At 66.5% G+C, this 19,288-nt stretch carries 22 protein-coding genes; 14 read left to right on the top strand and 8 right to left on the bottom strand.

Going from position 1 to position 19,288, the window contains the following annotated elements; translation table 11 throughout:
- Positions 1–18: 18 nt before the first annotated feature.
- Positions 19–2,187, bottom strand: a complete 2,169-nt coding sequence (locus G9473_RS02215) for a primosomal protein N' (protein WP_291135564.1) — start codon at positions 2,185–2,187, stop codon at positions 19–21.
- A 60-nt stretch (positions 2,188–2,247) separates the two neighbouring features.
- Between G9473_RS02215 and G9473_RS02220 the strand changes: the two genes are divergently transcribed.
- A complete protein-coding gene (locus tag G9473_RS02220; RefSeq protein WP_291135565.1) occupies positions 2,248–2,943 on the top strand; it encodes a DUF4197 domain-containing protein in 696 nt (231 codons plus the stop codon).
- A 29-nt stretch (positions 2,944–2,972) separates the two neighbouring features.
- On the opposite strand, the gene G9473_RS02225 is transcribed toward G9473_RS02220, so the two are convergent.
- Positions 2,973–3,641 (bottom strand): DUF2490 domain-containing protein, encoded by a 669-nt coding sequence (locus G9473_RS02225; RefSeq protein ID WP_291135566.1) that lies wholly within the window; start codon positions 3,639–3,641, stop codon positions 2,973–2,975.
- A 137-nt stretch (positions 3,642–3,778) separates the two neighbouring features.
- Positions 3,779–4,447 (bottom strand): DUF2490 domain-containing protein, encoded by a 669-nt coding sequence (locus G9473_RS02230; protein WP_291135568.1) that lies wholly within the window; start codon positions 4,445–4,447, stop codon positions 3,779–3,781.
- A gap of 82 nt (positions 4,448–4,529) precedes the next feature.
- On the opposite strand from G9473_RS02230, the gene fsa reads away from it, so the two are divergent.
- The 5 genes from fsa to G9473_RS02255 are packed head-to-tail and all read left to right on the top strand — an operon-like array spanning position 4,530 to position 8,839.
- A complete protein-coding gene (gene fsa, locus G9473_RS02235) occupies positions 4,530–5,183 on the top strand; it encodes a fructose-6-phosphate aldolase (protein WP_291135570.1) in 654 nt (217 codons plus the stop codon).
- 20 nt (positions 5,184–5,203) lie between these two features.
- Positions 5,204–7,045, top strand: coding sequence for a cobaltochelatase subunit CobT (cobT, locus tag G9473_RS02240; protein WP_291135571.1), 1,842 nt, complete (start codon positions 5,204–5,206; stop codon positions 7,043–7,045).
- A gap of 36 nt (positions 7,046–7,081) precedes the next feature.
- Positions 7,082–7,777, top strand: a complete 696-nt coding sequence (locus tag G9473_RS02245; RefSeq protein ID WP_291135572.1) for a hypothetical protein — start codon at positions 7,082–7,084, stop codon at positions 7,775–7,777.
- A gap of 34 nt (positions 7,778–7,811) precedes the next feature.
- Positions 7,812–8,162 carry a hypothetical protein gene (locus G9473_RS02250; protein ID WP_291135573.1) on the top strand — a complete coding sequence of 117 codons (351 nt, stop codon included), beginning with the start codon at positions 7,812–7,814 and terminating at the stop codon, positions 8,160–8,162.
- The gene (locus tag G9473_RS02255) at positions 8,159–8,839 is read left to right on the top strand and encodes a nitroreductase (protein WP_291135575.1); all 681 of its coding nucleotides are present in this window, start codon (positions 8,159–8,161) and stop codon (positions 8,837–8,839) included. Before G9473_RS02250 ends, G9473_RS02255 begins: the two co-directional genes overlap by 4 nt.
- Here G9473_RS02255 and G9473_RS02260 read toward each other — a convergent pair.
- Complete coding sequence (locus G9473_RS02260) at positions 8,836–9,528, bottom strand: DUF998 domain-containing protein (protein WP_291135577.1); 693 nt, start codon at positions 9,526–9,528, stop codon at positions 8,836–8,838. The genes G9473_RS02255 and G9473_RS02260 overlap by 4 nt on opposite strands.
- Positions 9,529–9,538: 10 nt before the next feature.
- On the opposite strand from G9473_RS02260, the gene cysS reads away from it, so the two are divergent.
- The 4 genes from cysS (at position 9,539) to G9473_RS02280 (ending at position 15,221) form a co-directional block, all read left to right on the top strand.
- Positions 9,539–11,002: a cysteine--tRNA ligase gene (gene cysS / locus G9473_RS02265; RefSeq protein ID WP_291135579.1), complete on the top strand. Its 1,464-nt coding sequence runs from the start codon at positions 9,539–9,541 to the stop codon at positions 11,000–11,002.
- On the top strand, positions 10,999–11,949 hold the full coding sequence (locus tag G9473_RS02270) for a D-2-hydroxyacid dehydrogenase (RefSeq protein WP_291135581.1): 951 nt from the start codon (positions 10,999–11,001) through the stop codon (positions 11,947–11,949). Before cysS ends, G9473_RS02270 begins: the two co-directional genes overlap by 4 nt.
- Before the next feature lie 126 nt (positions 11,950–12,075).
- The gene (locus tag G9473_RS02275) at positions 12,076–13,758 is read left to right on the top strand and encodes an acetolactate synthase large subunit (protein WP_291135583.1); all 1,683 of its coding nucleotides are present in this window, start codon (positions 12,076–12,078) and stop codon (positions 13,756–13,758) included.
- A gap of 23 nt (positions 13,759–13,781) precedes the next feature.
- A complete protein-coding gene (locus G9473_RS02280; RefSeq protein WP_291135585.1) occupies positions 13,782–15,221 on the top strand; it encodes an aldehyde dehydrogenase family protein in 1,440 nt (479 codons plus the stop codon).
- 24 nt (positions 15,222–15,245) lie between these two features.
- Here the strand turns inward: G9473_RS02280 and G9473_RS02285 are convergent, their stop codons facing one another.
- Both G9473_RS02285 and G9473_RS02290 read right to left on the bottom strand, forming a co-directional pair.
- Positions 15,246–15,683: a hypothetical protein gene (locus tag G9473_RS02285; RefSeq protein ID WP_291135587.1), complete on the bottom strand. Its 438-nt coding sequence runs from the start codon at positions 15,681–15,683 to the stop codon at positions 15,246–15,248.
- Complete coding sequence (locus G9473_RS02290) at positions 15,673–15,921, bottom strand: hypothetical protein (RefSeq protein WP_291135588.1); 249 nt, start codon at positions 15,919–15,921, stop codon at positions 15,673–15,675. Before G9473_RS02290 ends, G9473_RS02285 begins: the two co-directional genes overlap by 11 nt.
- A 117-nt stretch (positions 15,922–16,038) precedes the next feature.
- Between G9473_RS02290 and G9473_RS02295 the strand changes: the two genes are divergently transcribed.
- Positions 16,039–16,722, top strand: coding sequence for a S24 family peptidase (locus tag G9473_RS02295; RefSeq protein WP_291135590.1), 684 nt, complete (start codon positions 16,039–16,041; stop codon positions 16,720–16,722).
- A 9-nt stretch (positions 16,723–16,731) separates the two neighbouring features.
- Positions 16,732–17,130: a hypothetical protein gene (locus G9473_RS02300; RefSeq protein WP_291135592.1), complete on the top strand. Its 399-nt coding sequence runs from the start codon at positions 16,732–16,734 to the stop codon at positions 17,128–17,130.
- Here the strand turns inward: G9473_RS02300 and G9473_RS02305 are convergent.
- Positions 17,114–17,572, bottom strand: coding sequence for a GNAT family N-acetyltransferase (locus G9473_RS02305; RefSeq protein WP_291135594.1), 459 nt, complete (start codon positions 17,570–17,572; stop codon positions 17,114–17,116). The genes G9473_RS02300 and G9473_RS02305 overlap by 17 nt on opposite strands.
- A gap of 65 nt (positions 17,573–17,637) precedes the next feature.
- Between G9473_RS02305 and G9473_RS02310 the strand changes: the two genes are divergently transcribed.
- Positions 17,638–18,306: an MBL fold metallo-hydrolase gene (locus G9473_RS02310; RefSeq protein WP_291135596.1), complete on the top strand. Its 669-nt coding sequence runs from the start codon at positions 17,638–17,640 to the stop codon at positions 18,304–18,306.
- 162 nt (positions 18,307–18,468) lie between these two features.
- Here G9473_RS02310 and G9473_RS02315 read toward each other — a convergent pair whose 3' ends face one another.
- Positions 18,469–18,864, bottom strand: coding sequence for an MAPEG family protein (locus tag G9473_RS02315; RefSeq protein WP_291135598.1), 396 nt, complete (start codon positions 18,862–18,864; stop codon positions 18,469–18,471).
- A gap of 218 nt (positions 18,865–19,082) precedes the next feature.
- Here G9473_RS02315 and rpmF point away from each other — a divergent pair, with 218 nt between their 5' ends.
- Positions 19,083–19,265, top strand: a complete 183-nt coding sequence (rpmF, locus tag G9473_RS02320) for a 50S ribosomal protein L32 (protein ID WP_090196596.1) — start codon at positions 19,083–19,085, stop codon at positions 19,263–19,265.
- Positions 19,266–19,288 lie beyond the last annotated feature (23 nt).

A 19,288-nucleotide genomic window follows, 5' to 3' on the forward strand; every position in this document is an offset into this window, starting at 1 on the left:
AGGCCGCGATTGGTGCCGTCAGACGAAGGAATAGGGGTCGATGTCGATGCCGACGCGCACGCCGGGGGCGAAATCGACCCGGCCGATCCACTCGCGCAGCGCCGCCTGCAGCCCCGCGCTGCGCTTCGCATTGACGAGGAAGCGGTAGCGGTAGCGGCCCCTCAATAGCGCGAGCGGGGCGGGGGCGGGGCCAAGGATCATCAAATCGTCCATGTGCGGGCGCGCATCGCCCAGCCGGATCGCCGCCTCGCGCGCCTCGCGCTCGTCCTCGCTTGACAGGATGATCGCCGCCCAGCGGCCGAAGGGCGGGGCGCCCGCATCGCGCCGCGCCTCGGTCTCGGCGGCGTAGAAGGCGTCGCGGTCGCCGTCCGCGAGCGCGGCGATGACGGGCGCTTCGCGGTGCCGCGTCTGGATCAGCACTTCGCCCGGCTTCGCCCCGCGCCCCGCGCGCCCCGCGACCTGCGCGACCTGCTGGTAGGTGCGTTCGGCCGCGCGCAGGTCGCCGCCTTCCAATCCGAGGTCGGCATCGACCACGCCCACCAGCGTCAGTTCGGGAAAATGGAACCCCTTGGTGACGAGCTGCGTGCCGACAATCACGTCGATCGCCTTGGCCTCGGCCTCGGCGATGAATTGCGCCGCGCGTTCGGGATTGCCGAGCGTGTCGGAGGTCGCGACCGCGACGCGCGCTTCTGGGAAGAGTTCGGCGACTTCGTCCGCGATCCGCTCCACGCCCGGCCCGCAGGCGACGAGGCAGTCGCCTTCGCCGCATTCGGGGCAGCTTTCGGGGACGTGCGTTTCCAGCCCGCAATGGTGGCAGGCGAGGCGGGCGGACAGGCGATGTTCGACCAGCCATGCGCTGCAGTTGGGGCATTTGAAGCGGTGGCCGCAATTGCGGCACAAGGTGAGCGGGGCATAGCCGCGGCGGTTGAGGAAGAGGAGCGACTGCTCGCCGCGTTCCAGCCGCGCCGCGAGGCCGTCCACCAGCGGCTGCGCGAGCCAGCGCCCGCGCGGCGGCTTCTCGCGGGTGAGGTCGAGGATGTGAATGTCGGGCAATTGCGCCCCGCCGAAGCGGCTGGGCAATTCCAGCCGCTCGTAGACGCCGATCTCGGCCATGTGCAGGCTTTCGAGCGCAGGCGTGGCGCTGGCGAGGACCACCGGGAGCCCCTCGAAGCGGGCGCGCATCACCGACACGTCTCGCGCGTTGTAACGCACGCCGTCGTCCTGCTTGAAGCTCACCTCGTGCGCCTCGTCGACGACGATCAGGCCGAGGTCGGCATAGGGCAGGAACAGCGCCGAGCGCGCACCGACGACGACCTGCGCGGTTCCTTCGGCTATCGCGCGCCACGCCCGGCGGCGCTCGGTCGATTTCAAGGAGGAATGCCACAGCACAGGGGCCGCGCCGAAGCGCTGCTCGAAGCGGGCGAGGAAGTTTTCGGTGAGCGCGATTTCGGGGAGCAGGACGAGCACCTGCCGGCCCATGCGGATCGCCTCGGCGACGGGTTCGAAATAGGTCTCGGTCTTGCCCGAACCCGTCACCCCGTCAAGCAGGAAGGGGGCGAAGGCGCGTGCGCGGACCGCCTCGACCAGCCGCTCGGCCACCGCGCTCTGGTCGGGCGAGAGGTCGGGCGTGTCGTGGTCCGGGTCGGCGGGCGGGTAGGGGCGGTCGATCGCGACCTCGACCGGCTCGATCAACCCTGCGCCGACCATGCCGCGAAGGACGCCCTCCGAAACGTCAGCGGCGGCGGCGAGTTCGCGGATCGTTCCCTGTTCGCCCGCCAGCCGCTCAAGCGCCTGCTTGCGCTGCGCGGTGAGCCTGCCGGCGGGCTCACCCCTGACCAGCCGGTATTCGGTCGTCGTCGTTGGCCCACCAAGCGCCCCGCCGCTGGACAGCACCATCCGCGCCACGCTGGCGAGGGCGGCGCAGTAATAATCGGCGGTCCATTCGATAAGGCGGCGAAGCGGCTCCGAGAGCGGCGGGACCGGGACAAGGCCGATGATGGGTCGCAGCTTCTCGGCGGGAACCTCGCCGCCGGGAAGCCGCCCTTCGTCCCATACGATCCCCGTCACCCGTCGCGGCCCGAGCGGGGCGATCACGACGCTGCCCGGCACGGCCTCGATTCCCTCGGGCACGGAATAGTCGAGCGGGCCCAATGCGGCGTTGAGGACAAGGAGTCGGACGCGGTTCATCTGGAGCCAAGCATAGCCGGGCTCGTTGTCATTCGGAAACAATGCGAGAGGAACTTGTCCATGGACCCGATGCCCGCCGCCCCGATCTCCCGCCGCCGCGCCCTTCGCACCGGCGGCATCGCCGCGCTCGCCCTCGCGCTTCCGGCCTGCGCGACCTATCCCCCCTTCAGCCTGACCGAGGCAGTGCGCCGCCTGCTGTTGCGGGCGAGCGAGAACGCCTTCGCGCGCCTGACCGAGCCGGGCGGCTATTGGGACCAGCGGATCGCCGGGATCGGGCTGGGCGATGCGCTCGGCGTGCGCGGCGACGTGTTGACCCGTATCCTCACCTCGACCCTGTTCAAGCGGCGGGTCGAGGATGCCTTCGCCGACCTCGCGATCGAAGCCTCGTTCCGCGCCGCGCCGATCGTGACCGATGCGGTGCGGGTGATCGGGCTCGAGAATGCGGTCGACCTCGTGCGCGGCGGGCCGCGGGCGGCGACGAGCGCGCTGCGCGGCGAGCTCGGCGGGCGATTGATCGAGGAAATGGTTCCCGAAGTGGGCGAGGCGATCCGCCTCGCCTCCGACCCGCTGGTGGCCGAATTGCTGAACGCCGCGACCGGGACCGATGTGGGCGGTGTCGCCCGGCGGCTGGCGGGCGAGGTGGATGCGGCGATCTGGGACGAGATCGGCAACGAGGAAGCCGCGATCCGCGCCGACCCGCGCTCGACAAACGATCCCGTCCTGATCGAGGTGTTCGGGCCGGAAGCGCTGTCCTGACAGGCGCTTCCAAGCGCCCCCGGTTGCCTTCAAAGCGTCAGGTAGAACCCGAGGATCGGTGCGTGGCCGACCTCGTCGGGTTCGGCCGGCTCGATCTCCTGGTGGCGCAGGTAGCCCAGCCGGACCGACAGCCGCTCGTTCACGCGGTGGGCGAGGTAGACCTGCGTGCGCAGCGCGGTCTTGCCGATGTCGCCGGGCGGAAAGCTGTTGCGCAAGGTGATGAAGCTCTCCGCGTCCGCCATCAAATGCCAGTTCTCCGCCCGGTCGAGCGGGATCGCCAGCCCCGCGCGCGAACGCAGGCGCAGCCCCATGCGCGCGCCCGCCCCTTGCGCGAAGCGTTCCTCCAGCCGCATCCGCACCCTGAGGATGCCGAGCGCGCTCTGGACCTGCTGCATGGCGCGGATCTCGTCGCGCTTGCCGTCGTTGATGCGCCTCTCGATCGCGCCGCCGACGCGCATCCCGTCACCGAGCTTGCGCCACGCCCAGAGGCGGAAGAAATAGGTGTCCTCGCGGCCCCGCCCGGCGCTTCTCAGGCGCTGTGCGGTCTCCAGTTTCACATAGGTGTCCTCGTCGAGATCGACGACGAAAACAGGGTTGAACCACGCCTCGAAATCCTCGTCGGCTGCGTGGGCGGCGCTCGGCGCGAGGAACAGGAGGGCGGCAAGAAGCGGGAGGAGGGGGCTGAACGGGCGGAGCATGGCGCGGATCGGGCTTCCGGTGGCGACCGGGCGGAACGGCGGCCCGGCACGTCCCGTTCTGCCGCAGGCGGGCAAACGGGCGGTCAGCGCACGGCTAGGGAGGATGCCGGGGGAGCCGCGGCACCGCGGTTAACGCCTCAGAAGCGCCAGGTAAGGGCGGCTTGCGGGATGTGGTTGATCCGGTCCTCGCGCGGCCCTCGCGGCGATACGACCAGCCAGTAGATCGCTCCCACATCCAGGTTGTCGGCGAGCTTGTGCGAGAGAATCGCCTGGAAGCGCCATTGGTCGGTCTGCGGGCCCCGGTCGGCATCGCGCGGCTGCACCAGCGCGAGCCATTCGACGCCCACCGTCCCGCGCCATTTCTCAGCGATGGGGTGGTTGTAGTGGACCCGCTGGCGAAAGCGCAGTTCGACCCGGTCCGCGCCGTCGAAGAATCGCTCCTCGAGCCGGGTGCGCAGTGCGAAGCGGCCGGGGGTGTAGGTCGCCTGCTGGGTCACGCGGATTTCGGTGAGCCCGCCCTGCGTCTCAAACACCCCGATCCCGCCGCCCAGGTCGAGCTCGTCGGCCACCTCGCGGTCGATCATCACGCGCAGGGTGTGCTGGTCGCCGTCGCGCTCCTCGCGGAAACGCTGGGTCGCATCGATGGTGATCGCGGTATCCTCGGCGATTTCGCCGGTGACGATGCCATTGAGCCAGAACTGGGTGTCCTCGTCCGCCGCAGTGGCGATCGACGGTTGCCAAGCAAGGCCGAGGCAGGCAATCAGCGCGGCGAGACGTATCCGGGTCCGGGCAATGGGGCGTGTCATGGGCGAGGCGCTTAGGCCCCGCAGTGTCACAAGGCCACCATCATTTGTTTGTTGCGGGCGAAAGATCGAAAGGGACAAGTCCATGAAATTCTTCGTCGATACCGCCGAGATCGATGCCATCCGCGAACTCGCCGCGACGGGCCTGCTCGACGGGGTGACGACCAATCCCTCACTCATCGCCAAGTCGGGCCGCGACTTCATGGAGGTGACGAAGGAGATCTGCGAAATCGTCGACGGGCCGGTCAGCGCCGAGGTCGTCGCGCTCGACCACGAGACGATGATGAAGGAGGCCGAAAAGCTCCGCAAGATCGCCGACAATGTCTGCATCAAGGTGCCGCTGACGGTCGACGGGCTCAAGACCTGCAAGGCGCTGACCGGCGACGGGACGATGGTGAACGTAACGCTGTGCTTTTCCGCCAACCAGGCGTTGCTCGCGGCGAAGGCGGGGGCGACCTTCATTTCGCCCTTCGTCGGTCGGCACGACGACAACGGGACGGACGGGATGGACCTCATCCGCGACATCCGCCTGATTTACGACAATTACGCGTTCTCGACCGAAATCCTCGTCGCCAGCGTGCGCCACGTCACCCACGTCCTCGAATCGGCGCGCATCGGCGCCGACGTGATGACCGCGCCGCCCAAGGTGATCTTCGCGCTGTTCGACCATGTCCTGACGCAAAAGGGGATTGAGGGTTTCCTCAAGGATTGGGAAAAGACCGGGCAATCGATCCTGTGACCCCCATCTTTGCGGACTGAATGGCTGAAGAATCCCCCCTCGATCGTTTCAAGCACGCGCTGACCGGCGCTTCGCGCGCGATTGCCCGCGACCCCGAAGTCGAAGTCGCGTGGTCCGCCGACGTGCCTGGCCAGAGCGGCAACCGCTTCCGCGTGCCCCTGCCGGGCCGCGACCTGCCGCCCGACCAGGTGACCGAGGCGCGCGGCTTCGCCGATAGCTTCGCGCTGAAACTGCGCCACCACGACGCCGGGCTCCACGCGACCGGCGCGCCGCCCGAGCCGGTCGCGCGCGCCTGCTACGACGCGATCGAGCAGGTCCGCTGGGAAGCGCTGGGCGCGAACCGCTTCGAAGGCATCAAGGCCAATCTCGACGCCGCGACCGAGCTTCGCACCGCGTCCGACCAGATCGTGCGGGCGCAGAACTCCTCCGAAGTGCCGATCCAGACCGCGCTCTCGCTCATGCTGCGCGAACAGCTGACCGGTGAGGCGATCCCCGAAAAGGCACGCTCCGGCGTCGATCTCGTGCGCGATTTCGTCGAGGAGAAGGTCGGCAAGGATTTCGCCGCCTTGTCCGAAAGCCTCGCCGACCAGGAAGCTTTCCAGAAGCTCGCGCTCGATATGCTGCGCGACCTCGACCTCACCCGCCCGACCGACCAGCCCGAGGACAACGAGAACGAGGACGGCGAGGACGACGAGGGCGAGGAGCAGGACCAGGAAGGCGAGGACGAGCAACAGGACGGCTCGAACGAACCGCAAAGCGCCGAAATGGCCGGCGACATGGCCGAGGGTGAAGGCGAGGGCGAGGCCGACAGCGAGCTTTCCGCCGAGGACGAGATGCAGGACGGCGAACCGGGCGAGGAGGGCGATGCCTCCAACGCGCCGGTAAAGCCCAACCGTCCGCAGGCCGACATTCCCGAGGGGCTGGATTACAAAGCCTATACCGAGAAATTCGACGAGATCGTCGATGCGCCGGAGCTCTGCGATTCGGAGGAACTCGACCGGTTGCGCGCCTATCTCGACAGTCAGCTCACCGGGCTTCAGGGCGTGGTCACGCGGCTCGCCAACCGGCTCCAGCGGCGGCTCATGGCGCAGCAGAACCGCAGCTGGGATTTCGACCAGGAGGAAGGCGTGCTGGACGCGGCCCGCCTTTCGCGCGTGATCGTCTCGCCCGGCACGGCGCTCTCCTACAAGGTCGAGCGCGACATCGAGTTCAAGGACACGGTGGTGACGCTGCTGATCGACAATTCGGGCTCGATGCGCGGGCGGCCGATCAGCATCGCCGCGATCAGCGCCGACATCCTTGCCCGCACGCTGGAGCGCTGCGGGGTCAAGACCGAGATCCTCGGCTTCACCACCCGTGCGTGGAAGGGCGGGCAGAGCCGCGAGGCATGGCTCGCCGACGGCAAGCCCGCCAATCCGGGCCGCCTCAACGATCTTCGCCACATCATCTACAAGCAGGCCGACGAGCCCTGGCGGCGCGCGCGGCGCAATCTCGGCCTGATGATGCGCGAGGGGCTGCTGAAGGAGAACATCGACGGCGAGGCGCTGCTGTGGGCGCATAGCCGCCTGATGGGCCGGCCCGAGGAACGGCGCATCCTGATGGTGATTTCGGACGGCGCGCCGGTGGACGATTCGACCCTGTCGGTGAATTCGGCAGGCTATCTCGAAGCGCACCTGCGCGGCGTGATCGACTGGATCGAGAAGGTCTCGCCGGTGCAACTCGTGGCGATCGGCATTGGGCATGATGTCACGCGCTACTACCGCCGCGCGGTGACGATCATGGACGTGGAACAACTGGGCGGCACGATCATGGAACAGCTCGCCGAACTGTTCGAGGACGAAAAGGGGCCGAGGCGGCGCTAAAAGCGGGCGACAGGGAGCTCTATTGGGGAGGGTAGGATGACGACAGCAGCGCCGCAGCCTGCAGAAAATCTCGTCGTGAAGGTGCTCGAGCCTTATGGGGTCGACGCCTCGAGCGTGAGCGAACAGCAGCGTTTCATCGACGAGCACATCGCTCAGCTCGAAGCTTCGGACAACGAAACCATCGCCCGCAGCGGTTTCGTGCTCAAGCGGGCGAGCGAGGGCTTCGGGATAGGCCACAAGGTTCCGCTCGCCGTCATGGCGATGGGGCAGCAGATGCTAGGGATCGATCTCGCAGTTGCGACCCCGTTTATCGCCTCGAATCCGGCTGCCTTCACCGCCGCCGCGATGGGTGCAGTCTACTGGGGTTATCAGGCTCTCGAGCCGGAAGAACGCGAGCACTTGCACCGGCTTATCGGGCAGGCTTTCGAGTTCGGGGTCGAACTTGTGAAGACCATAGCGGAGTTCTGTATCCGGACGATGAGGGACCTGCTCGATTCCGAGGAGTTTGCCCAGTTGCGGAAATATGTCGCAGAATTCGCCGAGGCGGTGGGGTCCAGCCTCTATGATGTGACGGGCCGCATTTACGATCGCGTCACCGAAATCGCGAATTCGGCAGGTGAGGCCGTTTCGGGCGCCGGCAGCAGCGTCGGCAGCGCCGCCAGCGCCACCATCAACCGCGGCAAGGCGCTGATCTGGGGCAACGAGGAAAAAGATCCAGAGGGCAAGGCATGAACCCAGTCGAGACCGCCAATACCGGCGCTTCACTGTGAAACCCGGCCTTCTCGTCATCATCGCCTTCGCGCTCGGCGTGGCGCTGTGGACCCTCGCCCGGTTCATCGATGGCGTGCGCGAGCCGTGGGACGGGCGGAGCTTCTGGATCTTCTACGTGACCGCGCTCGCGCTTGCCGCGATGCTTGGTGCCTTTGCGGAGCGGCTCGCTTGGCTCGCGGGCGCCGCGGTCATCTTCGCCATGCTGCCGGTCATGCTCGTCGCCACCGGCGTCGGCTCGCTGATCGTGCTCGGCGTCATTTTGCTCGCCATCATGGCGCTTCCGGCGATGGCGACCGCGCAGGTCGCTTTCGCGCTCGCCCACAGGAAAACGGGGACCCCCACATGAACGTAACCGAAGCCGTCACCACCCGCCGCTCGATCCGCGCCTTCCTCGACAAGCCGGTGGAGTTCGAGAAAATCCGCCGCGTCATGGACACCGCGCGCTGGGCCGCTTCGGGGTGCAATTACCAGCCGTGGGAAGCGACGATCCTGACCGGGCAGCCGCTCAAGGATTTGCAGGCCAAGATCACCACCACCCCTCCGCAGGAAGCCGAATACGACTGGACCGCGCCCGGCAATGTCGATTGCTACAAGGAGCGCCTTAACGGTGTGTCGCGCGGAATGTTCGGGGCGATGGGCATTGCGCGCGAGGACAAGGAAGGGCGCATGAAGGCGATGGCGCGCAACGCCACCAGCTTCGGCGCGCCCGCGCTGCTCCTGTGCTACTTCCCGCGCTTCATGAAGGAGGCGCAGTGGTCGGACACGGGGATGTGGCTCCAGACCGTAGCCCTGCTGCTGCGCGAGGAGGGGCTTGATTCCTGTTACCAGGAATTCATGGCGCTCTACGCCAACGTGATCCGCGACTTCCTCGGGCTCGACCACGAGAAGACGATGTTCTTCTGCGGCATGGCGATCGGATATCGCGATCCCGAAGCCCCGGTGAACAATTTCGAGCGCGAGCGTGTGCCGCTGGAAGAACACGTGCGCTTCATGGGCTGGGAAGAGGCGAAAGCAACCGCCTAGCTGCGCTCGTCCGCCGGCACGTGGCGGCGGGTGTCGGGATCGCGCCAGATCATCAGGCCCATCGTGGCGAACCAGCCGAGCATCAGCGCGGCGAGCAGGCGTTCATAGGCTCCGTCCCACGCGGTCGGCACGACGAACAGGAAGGGCGCGGCCACCACCCAGATCGCGCCGAGCGCATAAAGCGCGATCCCAAGCGCGTTGTTGATCCGATAGAACTGGCCCGCCGTCATCAGCACGGCGACCGGAAAAGCCGCGCCCAGCGCATAGACCAGCCGGTAGTGGATCACCGGGCCATCGCCGCCCGAATAGGCTTCGTAGCCCGCGATTAGCGTGACGCAGGCCGCGACCACGGCGAGCGATCCGGCACCGATTTTCCAGTCGAGCCGCTCGATCCGCCAGCGCAGCAGCCCGGCGAGCGTCGCCAGCACCGCAGCGGCGAAGGCGTAGAGCCCGGTATCCGCAAGCTCGTCCACCGGCGTTGCGTTGCCTTCCTTGGCGGCGAGGTTGCTGATCGTGTCGCGCACCAGCCCGACCCGGTCCGAAAGGCCCGCCCCGACGAGGTCGAGCACGATGGCCACAAGGCATCCGGCGATGACGACCCCGCCTAGGATATTGGGCCATGTGCCGCTTTCGCCGGAATCGAAGATGCCGTCCTCCCGCTGCTTGCGCCCCGTGGCGGATTGTCGCATGGCCCGCGCCATGACCGCTCCACCGCTCAGGCTGTTCAATTCCCTCAACCGGAAACTCGAGGAGTTCGTTCCGGTCCACGCAGGCGAAGCGCGGGTCTATACCTGCGGGCCGACGGTCTACAACTACGCCCATATCGGCAATATGCGCGCCTATGTCTTCGCCGACGTGCTGGGGCGCACGCTGTCGTGGAAGGGCTACAAGCTCACCCATGTCATCAACATCACCGATGTCGGCCACCTGACCGACGATGCCGACGCCGGCGAGGACAAGCTGGAGAAGGCGGCGGCCAAGTCGCAGCGCTCGATCTGGGACATCGCGGCGCATTACACCGAGGCGTTCAAGGCGGATGTGAAGGCGCTCAACATCCGCGAGCCCGCGCGCTGGTCGGTCGCGACCGATTACATCGACGAGATGATCGCGTTCGCGCAGAGCATCGCGGACAGGCACTGCTACCAGCTGCCCGGCGGGCTCTATTTCGACGTCTCCACGGTCGCGGATTACGGCCGCCTCGCCCGCTCCGTGACCGAGGAAGAGGGCGAAAGCCGCATCGGCGAGGTCGAGGGCAAGCGCAACGCGGCCGACTTCGCGATCTGGCGTACCACGCCTCCCGGAGAGACGCGGCAGATGGAATGGGACAGCCCGTGGGGCCGGGGCGCGCCGGGCTGGCATCTCGAATGCTCGGTCATGGGCGAGAAGCTCCTGGGCTTTCCCTTCGACATCCACACCGGCGGGATCGACCACCGCGAGATCCACCACCCCAACGAGATCGCGCAGAACCAGGCGTTCTGCGGCTGCGGCTCGCTCGACGAGGCGACCCATTCGGGTGCGAAGATCTGGATGCACAACAACTTCCTGGTCGAGCGAAGCGGCAAGATGTCGAAAAGCTCGGGCGAATTTCTGCGGCTGCCGCTGCTGGTCGAGAGGGGTTTCCACCCGCTCGCCTACCGCATGATGTGCCTGCAGGCGCATTACCGCAGCGAGCTGGAGTTTTCGTGGGAGGGGCTGGAAGCGGCGCTCACCCGGCTGAAGCGGATGGTGATGGCGGTGGAACGGCTCGCCGATGCGCCTGCGGGAGGGACGCACGAACACCCGAAATTCGCAGCCGTGCTCGCCAAGTTCGACGAGGCGATCTCGGATGACCTCAATACCCCCATCGCGCTCACGGCGCTGGAGGACGTGCTGGCGGTCAAGAAGGTCGATCCCGCGATCAAGCGCGCGGTCGTGGAACACATGGATGCGGTGCTCGGGCTTGGCCTGTTCGACCTTTCGCGCACCGACTTGCGGCTCCGCCCGAAAGACGCAGCCATAACCCCGGAAGAAATCGAGGCCGCGCTCGCTGAACGCAAACAGGCTCGCGCGGCCAAGGACTTTGCCCGCTCCGACGCGATCCGCGACGATCTTGCGGCGAAGGGCGTCGAGGTGATGGACGGTGATCCGCTGAGCTGGGAGTGGAAACTGGGAGACAACGCATGACGACGCGCCCGACGACATTGGCAATCTCCGGCCTCATCCGTCCCTTGCTCGAACCGCGCCTGCCCGATGACGTGGAGGTGCGCTGGTTCATGACGCACGAGGAAGCGCTCGAAGCGGTGAAAGGCGCGGAGATCGGCTGGTTCGACATGAACGACACCGATGCCATGGTCGCCACCCTGCGCGCGGCGAGCGAGCTCAAGTGGCTCAATTCGATCTATGCCGGGCTCGACTTCATGCCGATGGACCTGCTGATCGAGCGCGGGATCACCGTCACCAACGGCGCGGGCATCAACGCGATCACCATTGCCGAATATGTCGTCATGGGGATGCTGAACATCGCCAAGGGCTACCGCGACGTGGTGCGCGCGCAGGACAGGCAAGAATGGCTCACCGACAGCCCCGGCAAGCGCGAACTGGCCGGCTCGAAGGCGCTGCTGCTCGGCTATGGCGCGATCGGCAAGCTGATCCAGCCGAGGCTCGAAGCCTTCGATGTCGGGGTGAGCGTGGTGCGGCGTTCGGGCGGGGAGGGCGTGCTCGGCCCCGACGAATGGCGCGGGCGGCTGGGCGAATTCGACTGGGTGATCCTCGCCGTGCCTGCCACGCCCGAGACTGAGGGCATGATCGGCGCGGACGAGCTCGCGGCGATGAAGAAGGAAGCGGTGCTCGTGAACATCGCGCGCGGCAGCGTGATCGACCAGCCGGCGCTCGTCGCCGCGCTCGAAGCGAAAGCGATCCACGCGGCCTTCCTCGACGTCACCAGTCCCGAACCGCTGCCGGAGGACCACCCGCTCTGGAAGCTCGACAACGCGCATATCACCATGCACCTGTCGGGCCGGGCGCAGGACAAGATGTTCATCCGCTCCGCCGACCGGTTCCTTGAAAATCTCGCGAATTATCGGGCCGGAAAGCCACTTTCCCCGATCTTCGACCCCGCTCGAGGTTACTGACGGCGCGCCTTTGGCGCTTTCCTGCAATCCAAACGCACCCTTGCGCGGCATCTAGGCCCGGTTAAGGTGACGCCAATGGGGGTGTCGTCGGGAGCGGTGCGCCCGGCATTTGGGGGGAAAGCGACAATGAGCGAGAGCAAAAAGGCTTCGGACCTGTTCATCGAGTGTCTCGAAGCGGAAGGCGTCGAATACATTTTCGGCGTGCCGGGCGAGGAGAATCTCGATTTCCTCGAAAGCCTGTCCAACTCGAAACAGATCAAGCTGGTCCTTACCCGCCATGAACAGGGCGCGGGCTTCATGGCGGCGACCTATGGCCGGCATACAGGCAAGACCGGCGTATGCATTGCGACGCTCGGGCCGGGCGCGACCAATTTCGTGACCGCGGCGGCCTATGCCCAGCTCGGCGGGATGCCGATGATGATGATTACGGGCCAGAAGCCGATCAAGAAATCGAAACAAGGCCGTTTCCAGATCCTCGACGTGGTCGACATGATGGGGCCGATCACGAAATTTACCCACCAGCTTGCCAGCGGGGACAATATCCCGAGCCGGGTGCGCGAGGCGATCCGACTTGCCGAGGAGGAAAAGCCCGGCGCGGTCCATCTCGAATTTCCCGAGGACATCGCCGAGGAGAAGACCACCAGCCGCCCGATCGCGCCCTCGCTCGCGCGCCGTCCTTCGGCAGAGCCCAAAGCTGTGCGCCAGGCGGTCAGCGCGATCGAGCAGGCGAAATCGCCCATCCTCGTCATCGGCGCGGGCGCGAACCGCACAATGACCGGGCGGATGCTCCACCAATTCATCGAGAAGACCGGCATCCCCTTCGTCACCACCCAGATGGGCAAGGGCGTGATCGACGAGCGCCACCCGTTGTTCCTCGGCTGCGCGGCGCTTTCGGCGGGCGATTTCTGCCACCGCGCGATCGAGGACGCCGACTGCATCGTCAATGTCGGCCACGACGTCATCGAAAAGCCGCCCTTCTTCATGCACAACGACGAGGAAGGCCCGGTCGGATCGGACAGCCCGCCCACGGTCATCCACGTCTCGAACCGCACGGCGGAGGTCGACCCGGTCTATTTCCCGCAGATCGAGGTGATCGGCGACATCGCCAACGCGATCTGGCAGATCAAGGAAGACATCGTGCCGCAGGGCAAGTGGGACTTCGCCCGGATGCTCGAATATCGCAAGGCCGAACTCGCCCATACCGAGCCGCTGGCCGACGACGCGCGCTTCCCGATCTTCCCGCCGCATCTCGTGAAGCAGGTGCGCGGCGCGATGCCCGAGGACGGGATCATCTGCCTCGACAACGGGGTCTACAAGATCTGGTTCGCGCGCGGGTATACGGCCTACCTGCCGAATACGGTCCTGCTCGACAACGCGCTCGCCACGATGGGCGCGGGGCTTCCGAGCGCGATGATGAGCGCGATGCTCTATCCCGAACGCAAGGTCATGGCGATCTGCGGCGACGGCGGTTTTATGATGAACTCGCAGGAGATGGAAACTGCCGTCCGGTTGGGCCTCAATCTCACCGTGCTGATCCTGCGCGACGATGCCTACGGCATGATCCGCTGGAAGCAGGCGAACATGGGCTTCAAGGATTTCGGCCTGACCTATGGCAACCCCGATTTCGTCGCCTATGCCGAAAGTTACGGCGCGAAGGGCCACCGGGTGACGTCTTCCGAACACCTCGCCGACGTCCTCGCCGAGACGCGCGACACGCCGGGCGTGCACCTGATCGACTGCCCGGTCGATTACAGCGAGAACGACCAGATCCTTAACCATGATATCAAGCGGTTGAGCGCGGAGCTGTAGACCCCCCTCGACAGGAGAGACATATGCCCGAGCTCAAGGACACCTACCCGCTCTACCTCAACAACAGGGCCGCGCAGCCCAACACCGACCTCGAGGTTACCGACAAGTTCACCGGCGAAGTCGCCTTCCGCACCGCATTGGCGACGCCCGACGTGATCGAGGAGGGCATCGCGGGGGCCGTGCGCGCGACCGAGCCGATGGCGAAGCTTGCGAGCTACGAACGCCAGGACGTGCTGATGCACTGCGTCCAGCGTTTCCGCGAACGTTTCGACGAGCTGGCCTACGCCCTGTGTGTTGAGGTGGGCAAGCCGATCAATGACGCCGAAGGCGAAGTCACGCGGCTCATCGACACCTTCCGCATCGCCGCCGAAGAGGCGGTAAGGAATTACGGCGAGGTCCAGCCGCTCGACATCTCCGCGCGGGCGAAGGGATACATGGGAATGTGGAAGCGCGTGCCGATCGGGCCGTGCAGCTTCATCTCGCCATTCAATTTCCCGCTCAATCTCGCCGCGCACAAGATCGCACCCGCTATCGCGATCGGCTGCCCCTTCGTGATGAAGCCCGCCTCCAAGACACCCCTGGGCGCGCTCATCATGGGCGAGGTGCTGGCCGAATGCGACGTGCTGCCCGAAGGCGCGTTCTCGATCCTTCCCGCGAGCCGGGACGGGGCGGACCTATTCACCGAGGACGAGCGGCTGAAGCTTCTCTCCTTCACCGGCTCTCCGGGCGTCGGCTGGGACCTGAAGGCCAAGGCGGGCAAGAAGAAGGTCGTGCTCGAACTCGGCGGCAATGCGGCGGTTGTGATCGACAAGGACGCCGACCTCGAGGACGCGCTGGGCCGGGTGATCTTCGGCGCCTTCTACCAGTCGGGCCAGTCCTGCATCGGTGTCCAGCGCATCCTGATCCATTCGCAGGTGTATGACGATTTCAAGGCGATGCTGGTCGAGAAGACGAAGACGCTGAAGGCGGGCGATCCCAAGGACCGCGAAACCTTCATCGGCCCGATGATCTCCGACCAGGAGGCGAGCCGCCTCAAAGGCTGGATCGACGAGGCGGTGGATGCGGGGGCGAGCCTGCTCACGGGCGGGGGCCTCTCGAACGGCAATATGCTCGAAGCGACGCTGCTGGAAAACGTGCCCGACGATTGCGCGGCGCGGAACGAGGAAGCCTTCGGCCCGCTCGCGATCCTGCGGCCCTTCGACAGTTTCGACGAGGCGCTGGAACAGGTGAACGATTCGAAGTTCGGCCTGCAGGCGGGCATCTTCACCCGCGACCTGTTCCAGGTGCTCGACGCGTGGGACCGGCTCGACGTCGGCGGCGTGGTGGTGAACGACGTGCCGAGCTATCGGGTCGACAATATGCCCTATGGCGGGGTGAAGGATTCCGGGCTGGGGCGTGAAGGGATCCGCTTTGCCATGGAGGACATGAGCGAGATCCGGAACCTCGTCGTCAGGAGAACCTGATCGCCGCCCGCCCCGGGAGGGGGATCACCCCTCCTCGAGCAGCAGCAGCACCGCCGTCACCACCATCCGTTCCTCTGCGCCGAAGCGGTGATCGACCGCCCGCACGGTCGCATCCGCGACGAGCTGGCCGGGGATGCGGAATTCGTGTTCGGGCAGTTCGTCGATGAACTCCTCGCCGGCGCGAACCGCGTCGGCCCCGTCGAAATCGAGCATCACCTCGTGGCGCGTGCCGGAAAAGGTGATCGAGGCCCAGGCCTTTTCCTCGTGGGTGAGGAGGCTCGCATGGCCCTGCGCGAGCGTCAGCAGCGCCTCGCGCACCCGGTCGGCGGTGGTGCGCCGGGGGCGGTAGCGGCGCGGTGTTCCGACGCGGGCGGGTGAGGGCACGCGCTGGTGCTGCGGGGGCGGGGCATCGTCCGACTTGGTTTCGAGATCGGCGGGCACGATCACCGCGTCAGTCAGCATGGGCCACCTCCTTCGCCTCGCTCGCCCCCGCGGCGTGGGGGCAGTCCTTCGCGCAGGCCGCCTGCCTTGCCTCGTAGCCCTTCATCCATGCCCGGGTGCGCGCCTCTGTTGCAGGGCGGGGGAGGCGGCCCATGCGCAGGTCGAGCACGAAGCGCGGGTCGTGGGCGGCGAGGCGGCCGAACTTGGTCGCGGGCATATCGTGTCGGCGAAGGAAGGTTTCGATGGTCCTGATCAGCATGGTGTTCCCCTCATCTGGCTGCGTCCTGATGGCGGCACCGGGCAGCGAATCGCCCGGTGTTCCCTATTCGTTCCATCGAAAATCCTACTTGTCTAGGAAAAATCCTATGTGTAGGATATGTCTATGGCGAAACCCAATGCAGACATCCCCGAAGGCCCGCGCAGGCGCCTGCTCGATCTCGCGCAGGAGCGCGGGGCGAGCCTTGCCGGCCTGTCCGAGCTGATCGGGAGGAACCCGAGTTATCTCCAGCAATTCATACGGAAAGGCTCGCCGCGCAAGCTCGGGGAAGACGACCGGCGAACGCTCGCGCGCTTCTTCGGCGTGGCGGAGGGCGAACTCGCCGAGACTAAGGAAAAATCCTATGACGCATCGCCGGAGTCCGCCGATTCCCGCGAGTCGCCATGGGTCGAGGTGCCGCGCATCGACATCGGCGCGTCCGCCGGGCCGGGGGCACTGCCGGCGGGCGAGACCGCCTTCGACGCTTTCCGCTTCTCGCGCCGCTGGCTCGCCGAACAGGGATTGGAGGGCGCGCAGCTTTCCGCGATCACGGTCGAGGGCGACAGCATGGAGCCGCTGCTCAACGACGGCGATGAAATCCTCGTCGACCGCCGACCTCTCCCTTTTCGCGACGGCATCCATGTCGTGCGCATGGGCGACACGCTGATGGTGAAACGCGTCGCGAGCGCCGGGGGAGGGCGGCTCTCGCTGCTCTCGCAGAACCTCGCCTATCCGCCGGTGAGTGTGGCGGCGGAGGATGTCGAGATCATCGGGCGGGTTGTGTGGAAGGGGGGGCGGATATAGCCTCGTGCAATGACCGACGCCCGCCGCATCCTTGTTGTCGCGTTCGCGGCGTCGCTGCTGAACATGGCGCTGCTGACGGCATGGCAATGGGGCGAGCGCATGGCGGCGCCGGACTGGCGCCCCGGGGAGGTCCTGTTCGTCTGGTTCTACGTCTTCCTTGTCACAGCGTTCGGGCTAAGCCTGCTTTGGGCGCTCATGTCCTTCGTGATCCCGCGCTTTCTGAAGGGCCACGCGGCGAATGGAGCCTTCGTCGTCGGCGGGGCGGCTCTCGGCTGGTTGATGTTCGCCTGGACGCCCGATCCAAGGATGTTCACTGCCATGGGCGCGCTTACGGCTGCTCTTTTCGCAATACTTTCCCCGGCGGCATTCCGGCGCGGGGAATCGCACGAAGTCACAGCCGCAGCTTGAACCCCGCATGGCTCGCGACAAAGCCGAGCCTCTCGTAAAATCGGTGCGCGGCGGGGCGCTGGTGGTCGCTGGTCAGCTGAACGAGGTAGCAGCCGCGCGCCCGGCATTCCTCTAGTGCCCAGCGCATCATCGCCTCGCCTATGCCGCGCCCGCGCATGGCGCTTGTCACCCGGACGAATTCGATCTGTCCGCGCCATGCTCCGCCGACCGCGACGCCGGGGATGAAGGAGAGCTGGAAGCTGCCGACGCGCTCGCCGTCCAGTTCCGCGACCAGCAGGCGGTGATTCGGATCGGCCGCAATCGCCTCGAACGCCTCGCGCTGGTAGGCGGCCTCATTGCCCGTCGGCCTGTCGCGCGTCGCAGCGACCGCGTCATCGGCAATGAGGCCGGTGACGAAGGGCAGGTCGTCCGCGCGTGCGTCCCTGATGGTGAGTCCCTGCATGGCCCAAGCGATAGCGCGGCGCGCGCCACTTGCAATCGGCCTCGCTGAGCGGCACATCCTTTGCCATGACCGACGCTCCGAAAACGCCCCCGATGAAGGCCGCGATCCTTCCCGTGACGCCTTTGCAGCAGAACTGCTCGCTGATCTGGTGCACCGCCACGAACAAGGCCGCGCTGGTCGATCCGGGCGGCGATCTCGACAAGCTGAAGGCGGCGGTCGCGAAGGCCGGGGTGGAACTCGAGAAGATCCTCATCACTCACGGCCATCTCGACCATTGCGGGCAGGCCGGGATGCTGGCCGAGGAACTGGGCCTGCCCATCGAAGGCCCGCACGAGGACGACCGTTTCTGGATTTCCCGCCTCGACGACGACGGCGCGCGCTGGGGAATGGAGGCGGCGAGCTTCGAGCCGACCCGTTGGCTGAAGCACGGCGACACGGTCACGGTCGGCGACCTCACGCTCGACGTGATCCACTGCCCCGGCCACACGCCCGGCCACGTCGTCTTCTTCCACGCGCCCAGCCGTTTCGCCATCGTCGGCGACGTGCTGTTCAAGGGAAGCATCGGGCGCACCGACTTTCCGATGGGCAATCACCAGGACCTGATCGATTCGATCACCCAGCGCCTCTGGCCGCTCGGCGAGGACGTGACCTTCATTCCCGGCCACGGGCCGACCAGCACGTTCGGGATGGAGCGCAAGACCAACGCCTTCGTCAGCGATTACGCGTTGTCTTGATGTGTTCGCCCGTCCGGGCGAACGCCTCGGTGCTTTTCCTCCGCCCGGGCAAGACTGGGCTCCGGGCACCTGCCGGCGGCCTTGCAGGTGTGCTTCGCACGTCCGCGCCTTTGCTTCGACTCCGGCCTTGCGGCGGCTTTGCCGTCGAATCTGGGTGTCGCTTCAAATAATGCCTGCCGCGACCAGCGCCGCCACGACCGCCAGCCCCAGCAGCGTGAGCATCGTCACGAGCGTGCCGATCATCCGCCCGACCTGCATCGAACCGCCGTCCATGCCGAAACCGTGCGCGATGCGGCCGATCATGTAGATCCCGGCGACCCATTGCAGCCACCAGCCTCCCGCCCCGGCAAGCTCGATGAAGCCCACCAGCAGCAGCACGAAAGGCGTGTTCTCGACGAAATTCGCCTGGGCGCGCATCCGCCTCTCGAGCGGTTCGCTCCCTCCGTCGCCGACGCTGATCCCGGCGGCCTGCCGGATCGCCCCGATGCGGATCGAAAGCCAGATGTTGAGTACGGCCGCCGCCGCGCAGGCCGCGAGCGTCACGGGTAGTATGGTCATCGAGGCATCCCCTGTCCTGTTCCCGGCCCTGCTAGTGCCCCGGCGCGAGGCTTGCAACGCGAAGAATTTTCGCTATAGCGCGCGCCTTCCCGCCATTTCAGCGAGGACCGGCGCACCGCCATGCTTGTGCGCGCGCGCCCCTTGCCGTAAGGGCGGCTTCGGAAAACCTGCGCTGAATTCGCGCAAGACACGATTTTACCTGAGGAATTGGCGTAGCCATGGCTGTCCCCAAGAGAAAAGTATCGCCCCATCGCCGCGGCAATCGCCGGGCCCACGATTCGCTCAAGGTCGAGGCGTTCCACGAATGCCCCAATTGCGGCGAGCTCAAGCGTCCGCACAATATGTGCGGCCATTGCGGGTTCTATAACGGCCGCGAAGTGATGGTGCCCAAGGGCATCTGACCCGACCCTTGACTGAAGGAAAG

It is taken from the genome of Erythrobacter sp. (assembly GCF_011765465.1).
Lineage (GTDB): Bacteria > Pseudomonadota > Alphaproteobacteria > Sphingomonadales > Sphingomonadaceae > Erythrobacter.

Coding starts and splice junctions, on each gene's coding strand:
- G9473_RS02215 (WP_291135564.1), bottom strand. CDS start 2,187: ATGAACCGCGTCCGACTCCTTGTCCTCAACGCCGCATTGGGCCCGCTC.
- G9473_RS02220 (WP_291135565.1), top strand. CDS start 2,248: ATGGACCCGATGCCCGCCGCCCCGATCTCCCGCCGCCGCGCCCTTCGC.
- G9473_RS02225 (WP_291135566.1), bottom strand. CDS start 3,641: ATGCTCCGCCCGTTCAGCCCCCTCCTCCCGCTTCTTGCCGCCCTCCTG.
- G9473_RS02230 (WP_291135568.1), bottom strand. CDS start 4,447: ATGACACGCCCCATTGCCCGGACCCGGATACGTCTCGCCGCGCTGATT.
- fsa (WP_291135570.1), top strand. CDS start 4,530: ATGAAATTCTTCGTCGATACCGCCGAGATCGATGCCATCCGCGAACTC.
- cobT (WP_291135571.1), top strand. CDS start 5,204: ATGGCTGAAGAATCCCCCCTCGATCGTTTCAAGCACGCGCTGACCGGC.
- G9473_RS02245 (WP_291135572.1), top strand. CDS start 7,082: ATGACGACAGCAGCGCCGCAGCCTGCAGAAAATCTCGTCGTGAAGGTG.
- G9473_RS02255 (WP_291135575.1), top strand. CDS start 8,159: ATGAACGTAACCGAAGCCGTCACCACCCGCCGCTCGATCCGCGCCTTC.
- G9473_RS02260 (WP_291135577.1), bottom strand. CDS start 9,528: ATGCGACAATCCGCCACGGGGCGCAAGCAGCGGGAGGACGGCATCTTC.
- cysS (WP_291135579.1), top strand. CDS start 9,539: ATGACCGCTCCACCGCTCAGGCTGTTCAATTCCCTCAACCGGAAACTC.
- G9473_RS02270 (WP_291135581.1), top strand. CDS start 10,999: ATGACGACGCGCCCGACGACATTGGCAATCTCCGGCCTCATCCGTCCC.
- G9473_RS02275 (WP_291135583.1), top strand. CDS start 12,076: ATGAGCGAGAGCAAAAAGGCTTCGGACCTGTTCATCGAGTGTCTCGAA.
- G9473_RS02280 (WP_291135585.1), top strand. CDS start 13,782: ATGCCCGAGCTCAAGGACACCTACCCGCTCTACCTCAACAACAGGGCC.
- G9473_RS02285 (WP_291135587.1), bottom strand. CDS start 15,683: ATGCTGACTGACGCGGTGATCGTGCCCGCCGATCTCGAAACCAAGTCG.
- G9473_RS02290 (WP_291135588.1), bottom strand. CDS start 15,921: ATGCTGATCAGGACCATCGAAACCTTCCTTCGCCGACACGATATGCCC.
- G9473_RS02295 (WP_291135590.1), top strand. CDS start 16,039: ATGTCTATGGCGAAACCCAATGCAGACATCCCCGAAGGCCCGCGCAGG.
- G9473_RS02300 (WP_291135592.1), top strand. CDS start 16,732: ATGACCGACGCCCGCCGCATCCTTGTTGTCGCGTTCGCGGCGTCGCTG.
- G9473_RS02305 (WP_291135594.1), bottom strand. CDS start 17,572: ATGCAGGGACTCACCATCAGGGACGCACGCGCGGACGACCTGCCCTTC.
- G9473_RS02310 (WP_291135596.1), top strand. CDS start 17,638: ATGACCGACGCTCCGAAAACGCCCCCGATGAAGGCCGCGATCCTTCCC.
- G9473_RS02315 (WP_291135598.1), bottom strand. CDS start 18,864: ATGACCATACTACCCGTGACGCTCGCGGCCTGCGCGGCGGCGGCCGTA.
- rpmF (WP_090196596.1), top strand. CDS start 19,083: ATGGCTGTCCCCAAGAGAAAAGTATCGCCCCATCGCCGCGGCAATCGC.